Source organism: Stenotrophomonas sp. YJH_SMC_82 (assembly GCF_059368875.1).
Genome location: NZ_JCAFSE010000001.1, coordinates 1,118,713 through 1,135,558 on the forward strand (window position 1 = coordinate 1,118,713; position 16,846 = coordinate 1,135,558).

The 16,846-nt window shown below is 68.0% G+C and carries 13 protein-coding genes; 8 read left to right on the forward strand and 5 right to left on the reverse strand.

Annotated features, from left to right (window positions below):
- Window positions 1–11 precede the first annotated feature (11 nt).
- The gene (locus AC5P53_RS04970; RefSeq protein WP_241887028.1) at window positions 12–4,919 is read left to right on the forward strand and encodes an alpha-2-macroglobulin family protein; all 4,908 of its coding nucleotides are present in this window, start codon (window positions 12–14) and stop codon (window positions 4,917–4,919) included.
- Between the two features lie 49 nt (window positions 4,920–4,968).
- Window positions 4,969–7,350, forward strand: coding sequence for a penicillin-binding protein 1C (gene pbpC / locus AC5P53_RS04975; protein ID WP_111206446.1), 2,382 nt, complete (start codon window positions 4,969–4,971; stop codon window positions 7,348–7,350).
- 116 nt (window positions 7,351–7,466) lie between these two features.
- On the opposite strand, the gene AC5P53_RS04980 is transcribed toward pbpC, so the two are convergent.
- Both AC5P53_RS04980 and AC5P53_RS04985 read right to left on the reverse strand, forming a co-directional pair.
- Complete coding sequence (locus AC5P53_RS04980; RefSeq protein ID WP_495227151.1) at window positions 7,467–8,042, reverse strand: ferritin-like domain-containing protein; 576 nt, start codon at window positions 8,040–8,042, stop codon at window positions 7,467–7,469.
- 29 nt (window positions 8,043–8,071) lie between these two features.
- Window positions 8,072–8,554, reverse strand: coding sequence for a peroxiredoxin (locus tag AC5P53_RS04985; protein WP_014648035.1), 483 nt, complete (start codon window positions 8,552–8,554; stop codon window positions 8,072–8,074).
- A gap of 261 nt (window positions 8,555–8,815) precedes the next feature.
- On the opposite strand from AC5P53_RS04985, the gene AC5P53_RS04990 reads away from it, so the two are divergent.
- Window positions 8,816–9,703: a DnaJ C-terminal domain-containing protein gene (locus tag AC5P53_RS04990; RefSeq protein ID WP_012511838.1), complete on the forward strand. Its 888-nt coding sequence runs from the start codon at window positions 8,816–8,818 to the stop codon at window positions 9,701–9,703.
- Between the two features lie 98 nt (window positions 9,704–9,801).
- Here AC5P53_RS04990 and pilH read toward each other — a convergent pair whose 3' ends face one another.
- Together pilH and AC5P53_RS05000 are read right to left on the reverse strand one after the other, a co-directional pair.
- Entirely contained in the window at window positions 9,802–10,173 is a 372-nt protein-coding gene (gene pilH, locus AC5P53_RS04995; protein ID WP_495227152.1) for a twitching motility response regulator PilH, read from the reverse strand.
- An 88-nt stretch (window positions 10,174–10,261) separates the two neighbouring features.
- Window positions 10,262–11,257 (reverse strand): YhdH/YhfP family quinone oxidoreductase, encoded by a 996-nt coding sequence (locus AC5P53_RS05000; RefSeq protein WP_053495211.1) that lies wholly within the window; start codon window positions 11,255–11,257, stop codon window positions 10,262–10,264.
- Between the two features lie 153 nt (window positions 11,258–11,410).
- On the opposite strand from AC5P53_RS05000, the gene hflK reads away from it, so the two are divergent.
- The 5 genes from hflK (at window position 11,411) to AC5P53_RS05025 (ending at window position 16,239) form a co-directional block, all read left to right on the forward strand.
- Window positions 11,411–12,544 (forward strand): FtsH protease activity modulator HflK, encoded by a 1,134-nt coding sequence (gene hflK, locus AC5P53_RS05005; RefSeq protein ID WP_005418335.1) that lies wholly within the window; start codon window positions 11,411–11,413, stop codon window positions 12,542–12,544.
- Window positions 12,541–13,404 carry a protease modulator HflC gene (gene hflC / locus AC5P53_RS05010; RefSeq protein WP_014648031.1) on the forward strand — a complete coding sequence of 288 codons (864 nt, stop codon included), beginning with the start codon at window positions 12,541–12,543 and terminating at the stop codon, window positions 13,402–13,404. Before hflK ends, hflC begins: the two co-directional genes overlap by 4 nt.
- Before the next feature lie 66 nt (window positions 13,405–13,470).
- Complete coding sequence (locus AC5P53_RS05015; protein WP_005414170.1) at window positions 13,471–13,656, forward strand: DUF2065 domain-containing protein; 186 nt, start codon at window positions 13,471–13,473, stop codon at window positions 13,654–13,656.
- A 511-nt stretch (window positions 13,657–14,167) separates the two neighbouring features.
- Window positions 14,168–15,460 (forward strand): adenylosuccinate synthase, encoded by a 1,293-nt coding sequence (locus AC5P53_RS05020; protein WP_014648029.1) that lies wholly within the window; start codon window positions 14,168–14,170, stop codon window positions 15,458–15,460.
- Window positions 15,461–15,576: 116 nt separating this feature from the next.
- Window positions 15,577–16,239, forward strand: coding sequence for a hypothetical protein (locus AC5P53_RS05025; RefSeq protein WP_241887771.1), 663 nt, complete (start codon window positions 15,577–15,579; stop codon window positions 16,237–16,239).
- Here AC5P53_RS05025 and AC5P53_RS05030 read toward each other — a convergent pair.
- On the reverse strand, window positions 16,169–16,846 hold the full coding sequence (locus AC5P53_RS05030) for a M23 family metallopeptidase (RefSeq protein ID WP_111206450.1): 678 nt from the start codon (window positions 16,844–16,846) through the stop codon (window positions 16,169–16,171). The genes AC5P53_RS05025 and AC5P53_RS05030 overlap by 71 nt on opposite strands.

Here is a 16,846-nt window from a genome sequence, read left to right on the forward strand (position 1 = left end):
GGAGTGACGACATGAGCGGTCCGGCACGGCGGAAGCGGTGGGGATGGGCGGCGGCCGTACTGGCAGGAGGCCTGTTGCTGGGGCTGGCCGGCTGCCGCAATGACAGCGGGCAGCTGCCCAAGGCCAGTGGTGAAGCCATCACCACCAAGGCCGAGCAGGTGAAGGAATTCACCCTGCTGCGTGCGTACCCGGACCAGAAGAATGACGGCCTGTCGCTGGCGCTGGAGTTCTCGCGCCCGCTGGTCGGCACGCAGGATTTCGACAAACTGGTTCGCTTCGAAGAGAAGGTCGGCACCGAGGACAGCAGCTGGACCCTGTCCGATGACGGCCTGACCCTGCGTTACCCGTTCGTTGAGGCCGGCAAGGAGTTCAGCCTGGTGGTCTCGCCGGACCTGCTGGCCGCCGACGGCAGCCGGCTGGGCAAGGAACTGAAGCAGAAGGTGTTCAGCGGCGAGCTGAAGCCGGTGGTCGGTTTCGCCTCGCAGGGCAGCGTGCTGCCGGCCAAGGACAGCCGCGGCTTGCCGGTGGTCTCGGTGAACGTGCCGGAGGTCGACGTCGAGTTCCTGCGCGTGCGCGAGAAGGACCTGCCGACCTTCTTCAGCCAGTACCAGCGCGGCGGCCGCCGTGGCAGCTGGGAGCTCAGCAGCGACTACGAGCGCAGCCCGATCAACAAGCTGGCCGAGCCGGTCTACGTCAACCGCTTCATCCTGGGGGGCAAACAGAACGAGCGGGTGCTGACCTACCTGCCGACCCAGGACATCAAGGAACTGCAGGAGCCGGGCCTGTACTTCGCCCTGCTCAAGCGCACCGGTGACTACGAGGGCGAGTTCGATACCGCGTTCTTCTCGGTCAGCGACATCGGCCTGCATACCCGTGCCTACAAGGACAAGCTGTTCGTGCACACCGCCGGCCTCAAGGACGGTGCGCCGCTGAAGGGCATCGACCTGCGCGTGCTCGACGCCAAGGGTGAGGTGGTGCTGAAGGGCAGCACCGACGGCAACGGCAATGCGCTGCTGAACTACACCCTGGATGCCACCCACGTGCTGGTCGCCAGCAGTGGCAAGGACACCAGCTTCCTGCCGTTCAACCAGCCGGCGCTGGACCTGAGTGAGTTCGCCGTGGCCGGTCGTGACAACGCCTGGTTCGACGTCTACGCCTGGTCCGGCCGCGACCTGTACCGCCCGGGCGAGACCGTGCGCCTGTCCGCGCTGCTGCGCGACAACGACGGCAAGCCGGTCAAGGCACAACCGGTGTTCCTGCGCCTGAAGCAGCCCGACGGCAAGACCTTCCGCGAGACCCGCCTGCAGCCGGGCGACCAGGGCTACATCAACTTCGAGCAGGTGATCCCCGCCGAGGCGCCGACCGGGCGCTGGCAGGTCGAGTTCCGCACCGACCCGGCCAGCAAGGAAGCGATCCAGGGCATGACCCTGCGCATCGAGGAGTTCCTGCCCGAGCGCATGAAGCTGGACCTGGACAGCGCGCAGAAGACGCTGAAGCCGGGCGAGGACCTGCGCCTGCAGGCCAACGGCGCCTATCTGTACGGCGCGCCGGCCGATGGCAACCGCTTCACTGCGCGCATGGCGGTGGCTGCCGAGCAGAAGCCGGTGGAGGGCCTGCCGGGCTATTTCTTCGGTGACCCGACCCTGCAGCTGCCGCGCGAGGCCAAGGACGTGATCGATACCACGCTGCCGGCCAATGGCCAGCTGCGTGAGGATGTGGCGTTGCCGGAAGAGGCGGCCAAGGCCAAGGCACCGATCGCCGTGGTGTTGTCCGGCAGCCTGTATGAAACCGGTGGCCGCACGGTCACCCGTACCCTGAAACGGGTGATGTGGCCGGCCAACGCGCTGGTCGGCGTGCGGCCGCTGTTCAACCCCGACGATGGTGCTGATTCCAACGGCAACGCACGCTTCGAACTGATGCGCGTGGATGCCGCCGGCACACCGCAGCCAGCCAAGGGCCTGAAGATCACCCTGGTGCGGGAACTGCGCGACTACCATTGGACCTTCAACGACAACCGCTGGGATTACGATTTCACCCGCCGTTTCGAGAACAAGGAAACCCGCACCGTCGATGCCGGTAGCAGTGCGGTTGCCTTCGATTTCCCGGTGGAGTGGGGCGAGTACCGGGTGGACGTGTTCGATCCGTCCACCGGACTGACCAGCCGCTACCCGTTCCGTGCGGGCTGGAGCTGGGGCGATGACAACCGTGGCCTGGATGCACGCCCGGACAAGGTCAAGCTGGGCCTGGACAAGACCGGCTACAAGGCCGGTGACACCCTGGAAGTGACGGTGACCCCGCCGCACGCCGGCAAGGGCATCCTGATGGTCGAGACCGACCGCATGCTGTATGTGCAGGACATCGAGGCCAAGCCGGGCTCGACCTTCAAGATCCCGGTCACCGCCGACTGGGAACGCCACGACGTCTACATCACCGCGCTGGTGTTCCGCGGCGGCAGTGCGCCGAGCAAGATCACCCCGGCCCGCGCCGTGGGCGTGGTGCATGTGCCGATGGACCGCAAGGGCCGAACCGTGGCCGTTGGCCTGGTCGCGCCCAAGCAGATGCGGCCGGAACAGGACCTGCCGGTAACGGTCAGCGCACCGCAGCTGGCCGGCAGGGCCGCGCACGTGACCGTCTCGGCGGTGGACGTGGGCATCCTCAACATCACCCGTTTCCCGGTGCCCGACGCCGGCGCGCACTTCTTCGCCCAGCGTCGCCTCGGTATCGATGCCTATGACATCTACAGCCGGGTGATCGAGAGCTTCGATGGTGGCAGCGGCAAGCTGAAGTTCGGCGGCGACATGGCGCTGCAGGCACTGCCGCAGGCCAAGCGCCCGACCGCGCGCGTGCAGACCGTGGACCTGTTCTCCGGCCCGGTGCAGCTCGATGCCAAGGGCAATGCCCGCATCCGCCTGAAGGTGCCGGACTTCAACGGCACCCTGCGCGTGTCCGCGCTGGTCTACAGCGATGACCAGTACGGCAAGCGTGACGTGGAAACCATCGTGCGCGCCCCGATCCTGGCCGAAGCCAGCATGCCGCGCGTGCTGGCCCCGGGCGACCGCAGCACCGTGACCCTGGACGTGCAGAACTTCACCGGCAAGCCGGGGCAGTTCAACGTCAAGGTGGAAAGCGAGGGTCCGCTGAACCTGGGTGAGGGCAGCCGCAGCGTGCAGTTGAATGCCGATGCCAAGACCACGCTGAGCTTCCCGTTGTCGGCTCGCGAGGGCCACAGCGTGGCCAAGGTGCGGGTGCGGGTGGACGGCAACGGCTTCAAGGCTGATCGCCGCTACGACCTGCCGGTGCGTGCGGCGTGGCCGCAGGTGCTGCGTTCGCAGGTGCGCACACTCGATCCGCTGGCCGCGGTCAGCCTCGACAACAGCCTGACCGATGGCCTGATGGCCGAGTCGGTGAATGCCCGCCTGCTGGTCAGCCCGCTGCCGCCGATCCCGTTCGCCAGTGCACTGCAGGGCGCGCTGAACTACCCGTATGGCTGTGCCGAGCAGACCACCAGCAAGGGTTACGCCGCGCTGATCCTGGACCAGGCGACGTCGTCGATGCTCGGTGCCGACGGCCTGGATGCCAAGACCCGTAGAGAGCGCATGGAAGGTGCGTTCGGTCGCCTGGCGTCGATGCAGGTGGCCAATGGCAACTTCTCGATGTGGGGTGACGACGGCTACGTCAATCCGTGGCTGACCCCGTACATCACCGAGTTCCTGCTTGATGCCAAGGACGCCGGCTTCGCCGTGCCCGACAACGTGCTGCAGAAGGCGCTCAACCGGCTCAGCGAGGATCTGCTGTCCGGCGGCAATCAGTTCTATGGCCAGGAGGATCGCGAGAAGCTGAAGTTCGCCAACCAGGCGTATTCGGGTTACGTGCTGGCCCGGGTCAACCGTGCACCGCTGGGTACCCTGCGCACGCTGTACGACAACGAGCGCAGCAAGGCGGTCGGTGGCCTGTCGCTGGTCCACCTGGGCGTGGCGCTGTCGCTGCAGGGTGATGCCAAGCGTGGCCAGGCCGCGCTGGCGGCGGCCTTCGCCAAGTCCAGCAGTGAACGTCCGTCGTACTTCGGCGACTACGGCAGTGCGATCCGTGATGACGCGCTGATGATCGCGCTGACCCACGAGAACAAGCTGGCCAAGCCCGCCTGGGATGCGCGTGCGGTGGATCTTGGCCGTGGCCTGGATGCGCGCCGCAATGCCGGCTGGATGTGGCTGAGCACGCAGGAACAGGTGGCGATTGCCCGCCTCGGCAAGGCCCTGGCCGCCAACCAGAAGGCGCTGGTGGCCGGTGAGCTGGTGATCGGTGGCAGCACCGAAGCCATCGGCGAGCGCAAGCTGTTCGGCCGCAACTTCAGCGCCAGTGAGCTGGCCAGCGGCGTGCGCTTCACCCCGCAGGGGCAGCCGCCGATGTTCGCCAGCATTGATGTGGCCGGCATCCCGCGCAGCGCACCGGCACCGGACAACAGTGTGCTGGGCGTCGAGCGCAGTTACTACGGCACCGATGGCAAGCCGTGGTCGCCGCGCCCGCTGAAGGAAGGCGAAGCGCTGATCGTGCGCGTCACGGTGACTGCCGACACCACGATGCCCGATGCGCTGCTGACCGACCTGCTGCCGGCGGGCCTGGAGATCGAGAACTTCAACCTGGGCGATGCCAAGCAGTGGGCCGACGTGGTGGTCGATGGCATCACCATCAGCGACCGTGGTGAGGCCGCCGACACCAAGCACGAGGAGTTCCGCGATGACCGCTATGTGGCCGCGCTGAAGCTCTCGCGTGGCAGCAAGGCCAACGTGTTCTACCTGGTACGCGCGGTGACGCCGGGAACCTACTCGGTGCCGCCGCCGCTGGTGGAGGACATGTACCGGCCGCAGCTGCGTGGGGTGGGCCGCAGCAACCCGACCACGATCACGGTGGTACAGCCGTGACCGCGCGGACGGGCCGCGACGGCGCGGCCCGTCCTGCTGGCAACCTGCAATGAACAACACGATGTCGATCCGGCTGGCGGCCCTGCGCCGCCGGCTGCAGCCGCTGTGGCCCTGGCTGCGCTGGGGTACGGCCGCCACGCTGGCGCTGCTGCTGGTGCTGGATTTCGCCTTCCCGCCACCGCTGCCGAAGCAGCGTGATACCAGCACCCTGGTGGTGGCTGCCGACGGCACGCCGCTGCGTGCATTCGCCGACGCCGAGGGTGTGTGGCGCTACCCGGCTTCGATCAACAGCGTCTCGCCGCTGTACCTGCAGGCGTTGCTGACCTACGAAGACCGCTGGTTCTGGCGGCATCCGGGCATCAACCCGCTGGCGATCCTGCGTGCCAGCGGCCAGCTGCTGCGTGGCGGCCGCATCGTTTCCGGTGGCTCGACCCTGACCATGCAGGTCGCCCGCATCCTCGATCCGCATACGCGCACGCCGTGGGGCAAGCTCAAGCAGATGCTGCGCGCGGTGCAGCTGGAAGTGCACCTGAGCAAGCAGCAGATCCTGGCCCTGTATCTGGAGCGCGCGCCCTACGGCGGCACCATCGAGGGGGTGGAAGCGGCCAGCTGGGCCTACCTGGGCAAGCCGGCGGCGCAGCTGTCGCATGCCGAGGCCGCGTTGCTGGCGGTGCTGCCGCAGGCGCCGAGCCGGCTGCGCCCGGACCGTCATCCGGAAGCGGCGCAGAAGGCGCGCGACAAGGTGCTGTCCCGCATGAACGAGCTGGGCGTGTGGACGGCGGACGAAGTGGAAGACGCGCGCATCGAGAACGTGGTGGCGCGCTCGCTGCGCCCGCCGCTGCACGCCGCGCTGCTGGCGCAGCGCCTGCACTCGGCGCATCCGGGCCAGGCACGCATCCAGAGCAGCATCGACATCGGCCTGCAGCGAACGCTGGAAGAACGCGTGGCCAGCTATTTCTCGACGCTGCCGGAACGCACCTCGGCCGCCCTGCTGGTAGTCGACAACCAGACCCTGCAGGCGCGTGCCTATGTCGGCACGCTGGCGTTCGGTGACCGGCAGCGGCTGGGCCACGTGGACATGGTGCAGGCCTGGCGGTCGCCGGGCTCCACGCTCAAACCGTTCCTGTATGCCATGGCGCTGGACGATGGCCTGATCCATTCGGAAAGCCTGCTGGTCGATGCGCCGCAGAGTTTCGGCAGCTACCGCCCCGGCAACTTCGACATGGCTTTCAATGGGCCGATTGGTGCCTCCAGCGCGCTGCGGCTGTCACTCAACGTGCCCTCGGTGGACCTGCTGCAGCGGGTCGGTCCGGCGCGCTTCGCCGCACGCCTGTCGCACTCCGGCATCCAGCTGCGCTTCCCGCCGGGCAGTACACCCAATCTGTCGCTGATCCTGGGCGGCACCGGCGCACGGCTGGAAGACCTGGTCGGCGCGTTCGCCGCGCTCAACCGCAACGGCATCGCCGGGCGCGTGCGCTACACCGATGACGAACCGATGATCGAGCGTCGCCTGGCCTCGCCGGGCGCCAGCTGGATCGTGCGCGAGATGCTGGAATCGAATCCGCGGCCGGGGTATAGCGTCGGGACGTTCGATGTTGGTGGCCGCCCGCGCGTGGCGTGGAAGACCGGCACCAGTTACGGGTACCGCGATGCGTGGGCGATCGGCAGCACCCGCCACTACACCGTGGGCGTGTGGGTGGGTCGGCCGGACGGTACCCCGTTGCCGGGCCAGTACGGCGCGGTGACCGCGCTGCCGCTGATGTTCGAGGTGGTGGACAGCCTGCCTCGCCAGCGCGGTGATTCAGCTGCTGCACCGATGCCGGCCAGTGTCAGCCAGGAGGACGTCTGCTGGCCCACCGGCGAACGTGCCGAGGGCCTGCCAGCGGCGCTGTGCCAGCGGCGGATGTCGGCCTATCTGCTGGACGGTGCGGCACCGCCGACCTTCCCCGAGCGCGAGGCGCGGCGCTGGCAGCCGGGGCGGCAGCGTTACCTGGCCGACGCGCGGACCGGTCTGCGTGTATCCGCTGATTGCCGTTTGCCGCATCAGGAAGTCGCGCGGGAGATCGCGCGTTGGCCGGCGTTGTTGTCGCCGTGGCTGCCGAAGGCCACGCGCGAGGCTTCGCAGCTGCCGGCGCTGTCGCCGGACTGCCGCGACGACGGGCGTGAGGCCAGCGTCGCGCTGCACGTGGACGGGCTCAATGACGGCGCCACGCTGGCGCGCGCGCCGAATTCCGAACACGGCGTGCGCCTGCAGCTGCGCGCGCTGGGCAGCGAGCAGGCGGTGGACTGGTTGCTGGATGGACGCTGGATTGCACAGACCCACGGCGCGCAGCTGATGCAGCGCGAGTTCGCCGATCCGGGCGCACACACCCTGACCGCGCTGGCAGCCGACGGCGCGTGGACGCAGGTGCGGTTCAACGTCCTGCGATAGGTGCTGGGAATGGCCCGTCGACCCGACGCATCCGTGCTCTGGTAGGTGCCAACCTTGGTTGGCACGCGATGAATGCGCCCACCAAGGTGGGCATCTACCGAGCGTTTGCGGGGCCGCTATTCCCCGATCCACCCGTCCAGCAGGTCGGCGAATTCGTCGGCGTGTTCTTCCTCCTGCGTCAGGATCTCTTCAAGGATGCGCTTGGTGGTGGTATCGCGGTCGCCGATGAAGTTGATCATCTCGCGGTAGCTGTCGATGGCGATCCGTTCAGCCACCAGGTTCTCGCGCACCATGTCGCGCAGGTCGCTGCCTTCCTTGTATTCGGCATGCGAGCGCGTGGTCAGCGTATCCGGGTTCAGGTCCGGCTCGCCGCCAAGCTGGACGATGCGCTCGGCCAGCTTGCCGGCGTGCGCCTGTTCCTGCTGCGCATGCTCGAGGAACTCGGCCTTGACCGCGTCGGCCAGCATGCCCTTGGCCATGAAATAGTGCCGGTAGTAGCGCAGCACGCACACGTACTCGGTGGCGAGGGCATCGTTGAGCAGCTTGATCACCACCTTGCGGTCGGCGCTGTAGCTGTCGGTGATCGCGCCGTCTTCGATGTTGTGCCGGGCACGCTCGCGCAGGGTCTGACGGTCACTGATGCCGGGAATCCCGGCGGCGGGCTTGCTGGCTTTGGCTGGCTTGCTGGACATTGCTGGCCGTTTCCTTCTGCGGTGGGGAATCAGGTAGGCAGGTGCTCCAGCACGTACTCGGCGGAAGACACCTCGAACTGGCCCGGCTGCTCGATCCAGGCCGCACGCACCACGCCATCGACCACGTACAGCGCGAAGCGGCGCGAGCGCATGCCCATGCCCGAGGCGCTGGCATCCAGCTCCAGGCCGAGCGCGCGGGTCAGCTCGGCATTGCCGTCGGACAGCATCAGCAGGCCGTCGGGCACCTTCTGGTCGGCGGCCCAGGCTTTCATCACGAACGGGTCGTTGACCGCCACGCAGTAGACATCGATGCCGCGCTGGCGGAAGGCCTCGAATTTTTCGACGTAGCCGGGCAGGTGGCGGGCCGAGCAGGTGGGCGTGAACGCGCCGGGCACCGCAAACAGCACGACCTTGCGGGCGTCGAACAGCGAATGCGTATCAAGCGTTTCGATGCCCTCGCGGATGCGCTTGAGGGTCACTTCCGGAATGCGGTCGCCGACATGGATGGTCATGGGGAACTCCTTGCTGGGGCAGGCTAGTGGGCCGGATGGGACAGGGGCGTCAAGACATTGGAAAACCCGTGTGCAGGCCCCATCTTCAGGCGTTGCGGCGGGGGCTTCCAGCCACAGCCTGGGGCATCGGGATGGCAGCGGCATTGCGCAGGATCAGTCGGCCTCACCGGGGCCGCACGAGGGGCGGCGTAGCATCGCCGGCGCGTAGAATGAACCCGGGGCGGCGCCACCGGCGCGGCCGAAGCAGATCGAGGTAGCTGGATGGAATTCAAGGATTACTACGCCACCCTGGGGGTGGAACCGAGCGCGGGCGAGGCGGAGATCAAGACCGCCTACCGCCGGTTGGCACGCAAGTACCACCCGGACGTCAGCAAGGAGGCCGGGGCCGAAGACAAGTTCAAGGCGGTCAACGAGGCCTACGAGGCGCTGCGCGATCCGGAAAAGCGCGCAGCCTACGACCAGCTGCGCGCGCAGGGCTATCGCCCGGGCGAGGAGTTCAACGTGCCGCCGAACTACGGCGGCGCCGGCGGTTTCAATTTCGAGGAAGTATTCGGCGGTGGTGGCCCCAACGGCGGCTTCAGCGACTTCTTCGAAAGCCTGTTCGCGCGCCAGCGTGGCGGTGCCGGTCCGGGCCCGGGCTTCAGCAGCCAGGGCCACGCACCCAACCGCGACACCCGCGCCAAGCTGTCGGTCCCGCTGGAAGCGGCCTACAGCGGCGACAGCCTGCGCATCACCGTCAACGGCAAGCAGCTGGACGTGCGCGTGCCCAAGGGCATCCGTCCGGGCCAGGTGATCCGCCTGGCAGGGCAGGGCAACCATGGCGGCAACCTGCTGCTGGAAGTGGAGTACGCCGCGCATCCGCAGTTCGAGGTCGACGGCCGCAACATCCTCTATACGTTGCCGGTCACGCCCTGGCAGGCCGCGTTGGGTACCAGCATCAGCGTGCCGACCCTGGGCGGTGCGGTGGAGCTGAAGATCCCCGCCGACTCCGATGCCGGCCGCAAACTGCGCCTGCGTGGCCGCGGCCTGCCGGGCAGCCCGGACGGCGACCAGATCGTTGAAATCGAGATCGTGGCCCCGGCCGCGACCGACGAGGCGCAGAAGAAGGCCTACCGCAATCTGGCCAAGGCCTTCGGCGAGTCGATCTGAGCACGCCTTGCGGTCGTGCCGGCCGCTGGCCGGCAATTTCATGACCTGGGACGGTGACGCGTGGTTGCCGGCCAGCGGCCGGCACGACCACGCGCGTCTCAGCCCTGGCCGGCGAACACCCGCTCCAGCACCTCGGACAGCTCGTCTTCCGAGAACGGCTTGGTGATGTAGGCCTTGGCGCCCTGGCGCATGCCCCACATGCGATCGGTGTCCTGGTCCTTGGTGGTCACCAGGATCACCGGGATATGCCGGGTCGCCTCGTCGCGGACGAGGGTACGGGTGGCCTGGAAGCCGTTGAGATTGGGCATCACCACGTCCATCAGGACCAGGTCGGGCAGCTCGGCCCTGGCGGTTTCGACCCCGGCGGCGCCATCGGTGGCGGTCAGGATCTGGTGCCCGAGCTTCTCGACGATGCGCTGTATCCCCAACAGCTGCGACGGTGAGTCGTCGACGATCAGAATGCGTGCCATGTTGTTCCCCATGTAATGCCCGCAGTGTAGTGCGGGCTCATTACCGGCGGGAGGGGGGCACCTGCCGTCCGTCGCCTGCCTGCGACGTTCAGTCGATCCGCACCACCGTGCGGCCCAGCGATCCACCCGCCAGCATCCGCTCGAACACTGCCCGGAGGCCATCAAGGCCGACCTCGGCGGTGCAGATGCGGTCCAGGTGCTGCGGCTTCCACTCACCGCCCAGGCGCGACCACACCTCTTCGCGCAGCCGGCGCGGCGCATTGGCCGAAGACACGCCGAGCAGCGACACACCGCGCAGGATGAAGGGCATCACCGTCATGTCCAGCGTCGGGCTGGCCGCCAGGCCGGCACTGACCACGCTGCCGTAGGGCACGGTCTGCGCCAGCAGGCTGGCGAGCATGGCGCCGCCGGCATTGTCCAGGCCCCCGCCGAAGCGCGCCGACTGCAGCGGGCCGGTGTCGGCCAGCGCCTCGCGCGGCAGCACCTCGCTGGCACCGATGTCGCGCAGGAAGTCGGTCTGGTCCGGCTTGCCACTGACCGCGTGCACGGTGTAGCCGGCACGGCTGAAGATCGACAGCGCCAGCGCACCGACGCCGCCGCTGGCGCCGGTGACCGCCAGCGGGCCGAGCTCCGGGGTCTGGCGGTTGTCCTGCATGCGCAGCAGCGCCAGCGCCGCCGTGAAGCCGGCGGTGCCCAGCACCATCGCCTCGCGCGGGCTCAGCCCGGCCGGCTGTGCAATCACCGCACGCGACTCCAGCCGCACATACTGGCTGTAGCCGCCGTCACGGGTCTCGCTGAGGCCGCAGCCGGTGGCCAGCACCGCGTCGCCTTCACGCCAGGCCGGGTCGGTGCTGGCGACCACGGTGCCGGCCACGTCGATGCCGCCGACCAGCGGGAAGCGGCGCAGGATCTTCCCCTTGCCGGTGCCGGCCAGGGCATCCTTGTAGTTGACCGAGGACCAGTGGGCGCGGATCAGTACCTGCCCGGGGTTGAGGTCGTCGACACCGAGCCGGGTCAGGCCGCTGCGATAGCCGGCGTCGTCGTTTTCGATGCGGAAGGCGGTGAACGGGGTGGTGGGGGCCATCGGCGTTGCCTGACTTCGAGGAAAACGCCACCTTACCCCGTCGTCGCCCTTTCGATCCTGCCGATCCGCCCCATCTTGTATGATCGGTAATGGTTTCACGGCTGGCGCCGCGGGAAGGGCCCGCGCCGCAGCCCACATCTTGATGGAGCGTGCATGGCCTGGAATACACCCGGCGGCAACAAGGGCGGACAAGGCCCCGAGGACAATCGACGCGGGCCGTTCGGGTCGCGCGGCGGTGGCAATGGTGGTGGCTGGGGCGGACTGCCCGGGCCGCTGAAGGACCTGTTCGACGGCGGCATCGTGCGTTGGGTGGTGGCGGCCGTGGTGCTGCTGGTGCTGTTCTCCAGCTTCCAGCTGATCGGTGAACAGCAGCGTGGCGTGGTCCTGCGCTTCGGTCAGTTCTCGCGCATCCTGCAGCCCGGCCCGAACTTCAAGCTGCCGTGGCCGATCGAGTCGGTCACCAAGGTCAACGCCACCGAGATCAAGACTTTCTCGATCCAGGTGCCGGTCCTGACCCGTGACGAGAACATCGTCAACGTCTCGCTGAACGTCCAGTACCGCATCGACGATCCGCAGCAGTACCTGTTCGGCACGGTCGATGCCAACCAGGTGCTGGAGCAGTCGGCGCAGAGCGCGGTGCGCGAGGAAGTCGGCCGCGCCGACCTCAATGCCGTGCTGAACAACCGTGGCCCGCTGGCCGTGGCCGCCGAGGAGCGCCTGCAGGCGCTGCTGAAGGCGTTCAAGACCGGCCTGACCGTGACCGGCCTGACCCTGCAGGACGCCCGTCCGCCGGAGGAAGTGAAGCCGGCCTTCGACGAGGTCAATGGTGCCCAGCAGGTCAAGGAACGCCTGATCAACGAAGCCCAGGCCTACGCCGCCAAGGTCGTGCCGGAAGCCCGAGGCCAGGCCTCGCGCGCCCGTACCACCGCCGAAGGCTACAAGCAGGCGGTGGTGTCCAAGGCCGAGGGTGACGCGCAGCGCTTCAGCCTGTTGCAGGCCCAGTACAAGGACGCGCCGGAAGTGACCCGCAAGCGCCTGTGGCTGGAGACCGTGCAGCAGGTGCTGAGCGAGAACCGCAAGGTGATCGGCGGCGATGGCCGCCAGCTGATCTACGTGCCGATGACCGGCGACACCCGTCCCACCACGTCGGCCCCGGCCGCAGTGGCAAACCCGGACGTGGTCATGCCGTCGCTGCCGGGCGCAGCGGTGGAAGCTTCCCGTGATCCGGGCCGGCCGGTGGGCCGCCCGACCGGGCGACCGAGCGGCCGTGAGGAGGGCAGCCGATGAAGAGTCCTATCTGGATCGCCGTGATCGTGGCGGTGGTGCTGGGCCTGCTCGGCTCGGTGTATGTGGTCCGTGAGGACCAGACCGCCATGGTGCTGAACCTGGGCAAGGTGGTGCGGTCGGACATCAAGCCAGGCCTGCACTTCAAGGTGCCGGTGGTGGAAACGGTGAAGGTCTTCGACCGCCGCTTCCAGGTGCTCGACACCGCGCCGGCGCGCTACTTCACCGCCGAGCAGAAGGACGTCAGCGTCGACTTCTTCGCCATCGGCTACATCTCCAACGTGGGTGACTACTTCCGTGCCACCGGCGGCGACCCGCGCGTGGCCAACGCCCGCCTGGCGCCGATCATCACCGATTCGCTGCGCAACCAGATCAACTCGCGCACCCTGCAGCAGCTGGTGTCCGGCGACCGCAGTGAGCTGATCGCCGAGCAGTTGAAGGGAATCAACGAGGCCGTGGCCGGCCTTGGCATGCAGATGATCGACCTGCGCATCAAGCAGGTGGACCTGCCCACCGACAGCCAGGTGATCAACGACGTGTACGAGCGCATGCGCGCCCAGCGCAAGCAGGAAGCCGCCAAGCTGCGCGCGGAAGGCGAGGAACAGTCGCTGACCATCCGCGCCCAGGCCGACCGTGACAGCACCGTGCTGATCGCCGAGGCCGAGCGCGATGCACAGCGCCTGCGCGGTGAAGGTGATGCGGAAGCCACCCGCATCTACGGCAAGGCCGGTTCGGCTGACCCATCGTTCTACGCGTTCTACCGTAGCCTGGAGGCGTACCGCGGCTCCATGACCGACGGCAACGGCGTGATCGTGCTCGACAAGAACGACCCGTTCCTGCAGTACCTGAAGAACGACCGCTGAGGTCGCAGGGCATTACCCCACGGGGCCCGGCCAACTGCCGGGCCCCGTGCTTTTTCCGGAGTTCCGATGAAAGATCTGTTCGCCGCCGTCTGCCTGGTCGCGGTGCTGGAAGGCCTGTTCCTGTTCGTCGCGCCGTTCGCCTGGAAGCGCATGGCCGAACGCCTGCTGGACCTGCCCAGCCCGGCCCTGCGCAGCTTCGGCGGACTGGTGCTGCTGGCCGGCCTGAGCCTGTTGTGGTGGGTGCGGCACTAGACGCCCCGGCGCGGCCGCCTGCGACTACGTGCGTGGCCTGGCCTTGGTAGCTGCCAACCTTGGTTGGCATTGCCGGCCAGCGGCCGGCACGACCGGGCGGGGCAGCTGACCGACCTGCACCTGCGTGGCCAGGCTCTGGTAGATGCCAACCCTGGTTGGCATTGCCGGCCAGCGGCCGGCACGACCGGGCGGGGCGGCTGACCGGCCTGCACCTGCGTGGCCAGGCTCTGGTAGCTGCCAACCTTGGTTGGCATTGCCGGCCAGCGGCCGGCACGACCGGGCGGGGCGGCTGACCGGCCGGTGAAGCCGTCCGTCGGAAAGGTGGCAGCGGACCCCGGAAACCCGGATAATGCACAAAAGCCGGACGGGCCTCCCCGTTCGGCTTTTTCCGTGTCTGGGCCCTCCATCGCCGGCCGCTCCCCGTTTGGAGCCGCCCTCCAGGTGCTGGCCAGCCCCGCCACGGTTTACCCGTCCGCGGCCCCGATGGCCGCAACAAACCGAGGAGCCCGTCATGGGTCAGTCTGTCGTAGTGTTGGGTGCCCAGTGGGGCGATGAAGGCAAGGGCAAGATCGTCGATCTGCTCACTGAGGAAATCGGCGCCGTCGTGCGCTTCCAGGGCGGCCACAATGCCGGCCACACCCTGGTCATCAACGGTAAGAAGACCGTCCTGCACCTGATCCCATCGGGCATCCTGCGTGACGATGCGCTGTGCCTGATCGGCAACGGCGTGGTGATCTCGCCGGCCGCGCTGCAGAAGGAAATCGCCGAACTGGAAGCCTCCGGCGTGGAAGTGCGTTCGCGCCTGAAGATCTCCCCGGCCGCGCCGCTGATCATGCCGTACCACATCGCCCTGGACCAGGCGCGCGAGCGCGCAGCCGGTGGCAAGGCGATCGGCACCACCGGCCGCGGCATCGGCCCGGCCTACGAAGACAAGGTGGCGCGTCGCGGCATCCGCATCGCCGACCTGCATTACCCGAAGCAGCTGGAAGAACTGCTGCGCACCGCGCTGGATTACCACAACTTCGTGCTGACCAAGTACCTGAACACCGATGCGGTCGACTTCCAGAAGACCTTCGACGAAGCGCTGGCCTTCGGCGAATACGTGCAGCCGATGAAGTCCGACGTGGCCGGCATCCTGCACGACCTGCGCAAGCAGGGTAAGCGCGTGCTGTTCGAAGGTGCGCAGGGTGCGCTGCTGGACATCGACCACGGCACCTACCCGTACGTCACCAGCTCCAACACCACCGTCGGTGGTGCGCTGGCCGGTTCCGGCGTCGGCGCTGATTCGATCGACTACGTGCTGGGCATCGCCAAGGCCTACGCCACCCGCGTCGGCGGTGGCCCGTTCCCGACCGAGCTGGACGACGAAGTCGGCCAGGGCATTCGTGACCGCGGCGCCGAGTACGGTGCGTCGACCGGCCGTCCGCGTCGTTGTGGCTGGATGGACATCGTCGCGCTGAAGCGCGCCGTGGCCATCAACGGCATCAGCGGCCTGTGCATCACCAAGCTGGACGTGCTCGATGGCATGGAAAAGCTGAAGGTCTGCATCGCCTACGAATACAACGGCAAGCGCACCGAGTACGCGCCGCTGGACGCGCAGGGCTGGGAAGAATGCACCCCGGTGTACCTGGAGTTCCCGGGCTGGAGCGAGAACACCCACGGCATCACCCAGTGGGACGACCTCCCGCCGGCCGCACGCGCCTACCTGCGTTCGCTGGAAGAGCTGGCCGGCTGCCCGATCAGCATCGTCTCCACCGGCCCGGACCGCGACCACACCATGGTCCTGCAGGATCCGTTCGCCTGAGGTGGCGCCGGGCCATGCCCGGCGTTGGTGACAGGAAAAGCCCCGCGCACGCGGGGCTTTTTCGTTACTGTGTGGCCAGGCCAGCGGGGAAGCGACGCGATGACCAGGATGTCAGCGTGAAAGGCGGGACGGTAGTGCGGGTCACCCTGTGGGTGTCGTGGAGCCTGTGGTGCATGGCCGGCCTGGTACTTGTGCTGGGTGCAGCCGCCAATGCCCTGGCTTCGCGCACGCAGACGGTGCCGCTGGTGCTGCGCCCTGGCGCAACCGCCCAGATCACCGTCTACCGCCTCATCGATGACCAGCTTCGGCTGCGCCTGCGCTATGCCGCGGACGGTACAGAGGCTGACCCTGAAGTGCTGCTGCGCATCGAGACTCCCACCGAACATGGAGACTTCCGCGCAGGGGAGCGTTGGGGAGTGGCCGGGCAGGGCATCGACCGCGCGCTGGTATCGGTTGAGTCCAGCGGCCTCATGGCCTCCTACTTTGGTTACGGTCGCGGCGACGCATTGCCACGCGGCCGCTCATGGCTGCGGGTAACCGTGCTGGAGGTGGATCCGGCGCTGGCGGGACGCACTGCAGACATCGAGCTGCAGCCGCCGCTGGGTCTGCTGAAGCTGACCGACCTGGACTACCTCTGGCTGTGGCCGTTCTTTTTCTGGAAGATGGCGGCGCTGTTCCTGCTGATTCCGTGGGCTGCGTTGACTGTCTTCACTGTGGCGTTGCGGCGCCAGCAGCGCCGGGCATCGGTGCCGCCGACTTCAGCAAGGGATAGGGATTGATCGACTCTCCCTTCCACCACTGCTTCTCCGGCCCCAACACATGCACTTCGAAGTGCAGGTGCGGGGCCTCGGCGCTGGCATTGCCGGTGCTGCCGACGTAGCCGATCACATCCCCGCGCTTGATCGCCTGTTTCTCGGCCAGGCCATCGGCATAGCGCTGCAGGTGCGCGTAGTAGTAGCACCAGCGTCCGCTGGGCTCGAACTGGTAGATCGTCAGCCCGCCGCGTTCGCTGTCGAACAGTTTTTCCACTGTGCCATCAGCCACCGCGAGTACGGGAGTACCTGCATCGGCCATGATGTCGATGGCATCGTGTACGCGGCCTTCGCTGCGTGCATCGGTGAAGGTATCGCGCAGCTGCGAGGCCAGGATGCCCTGCACCGGCAGCAGCAGGCCGGACGGTGCATCCGCAGCCTGCGCGGCCGGCGGCGCGGTGGTGGCGGGTGGGGCCGTTGCGCGTGGCGCTGGTTCGACCACCGGCGCGGCGGACACCGCCGATGGCGCTGCCGGCAGCGAGGCGGCTACCGGCTCACTCCCATCGCGACGCAGCCACCAACCTGCCCCCAGTCCCAGCAGTACGCCCAATACGATCAGCTGCGAAAGACGCAT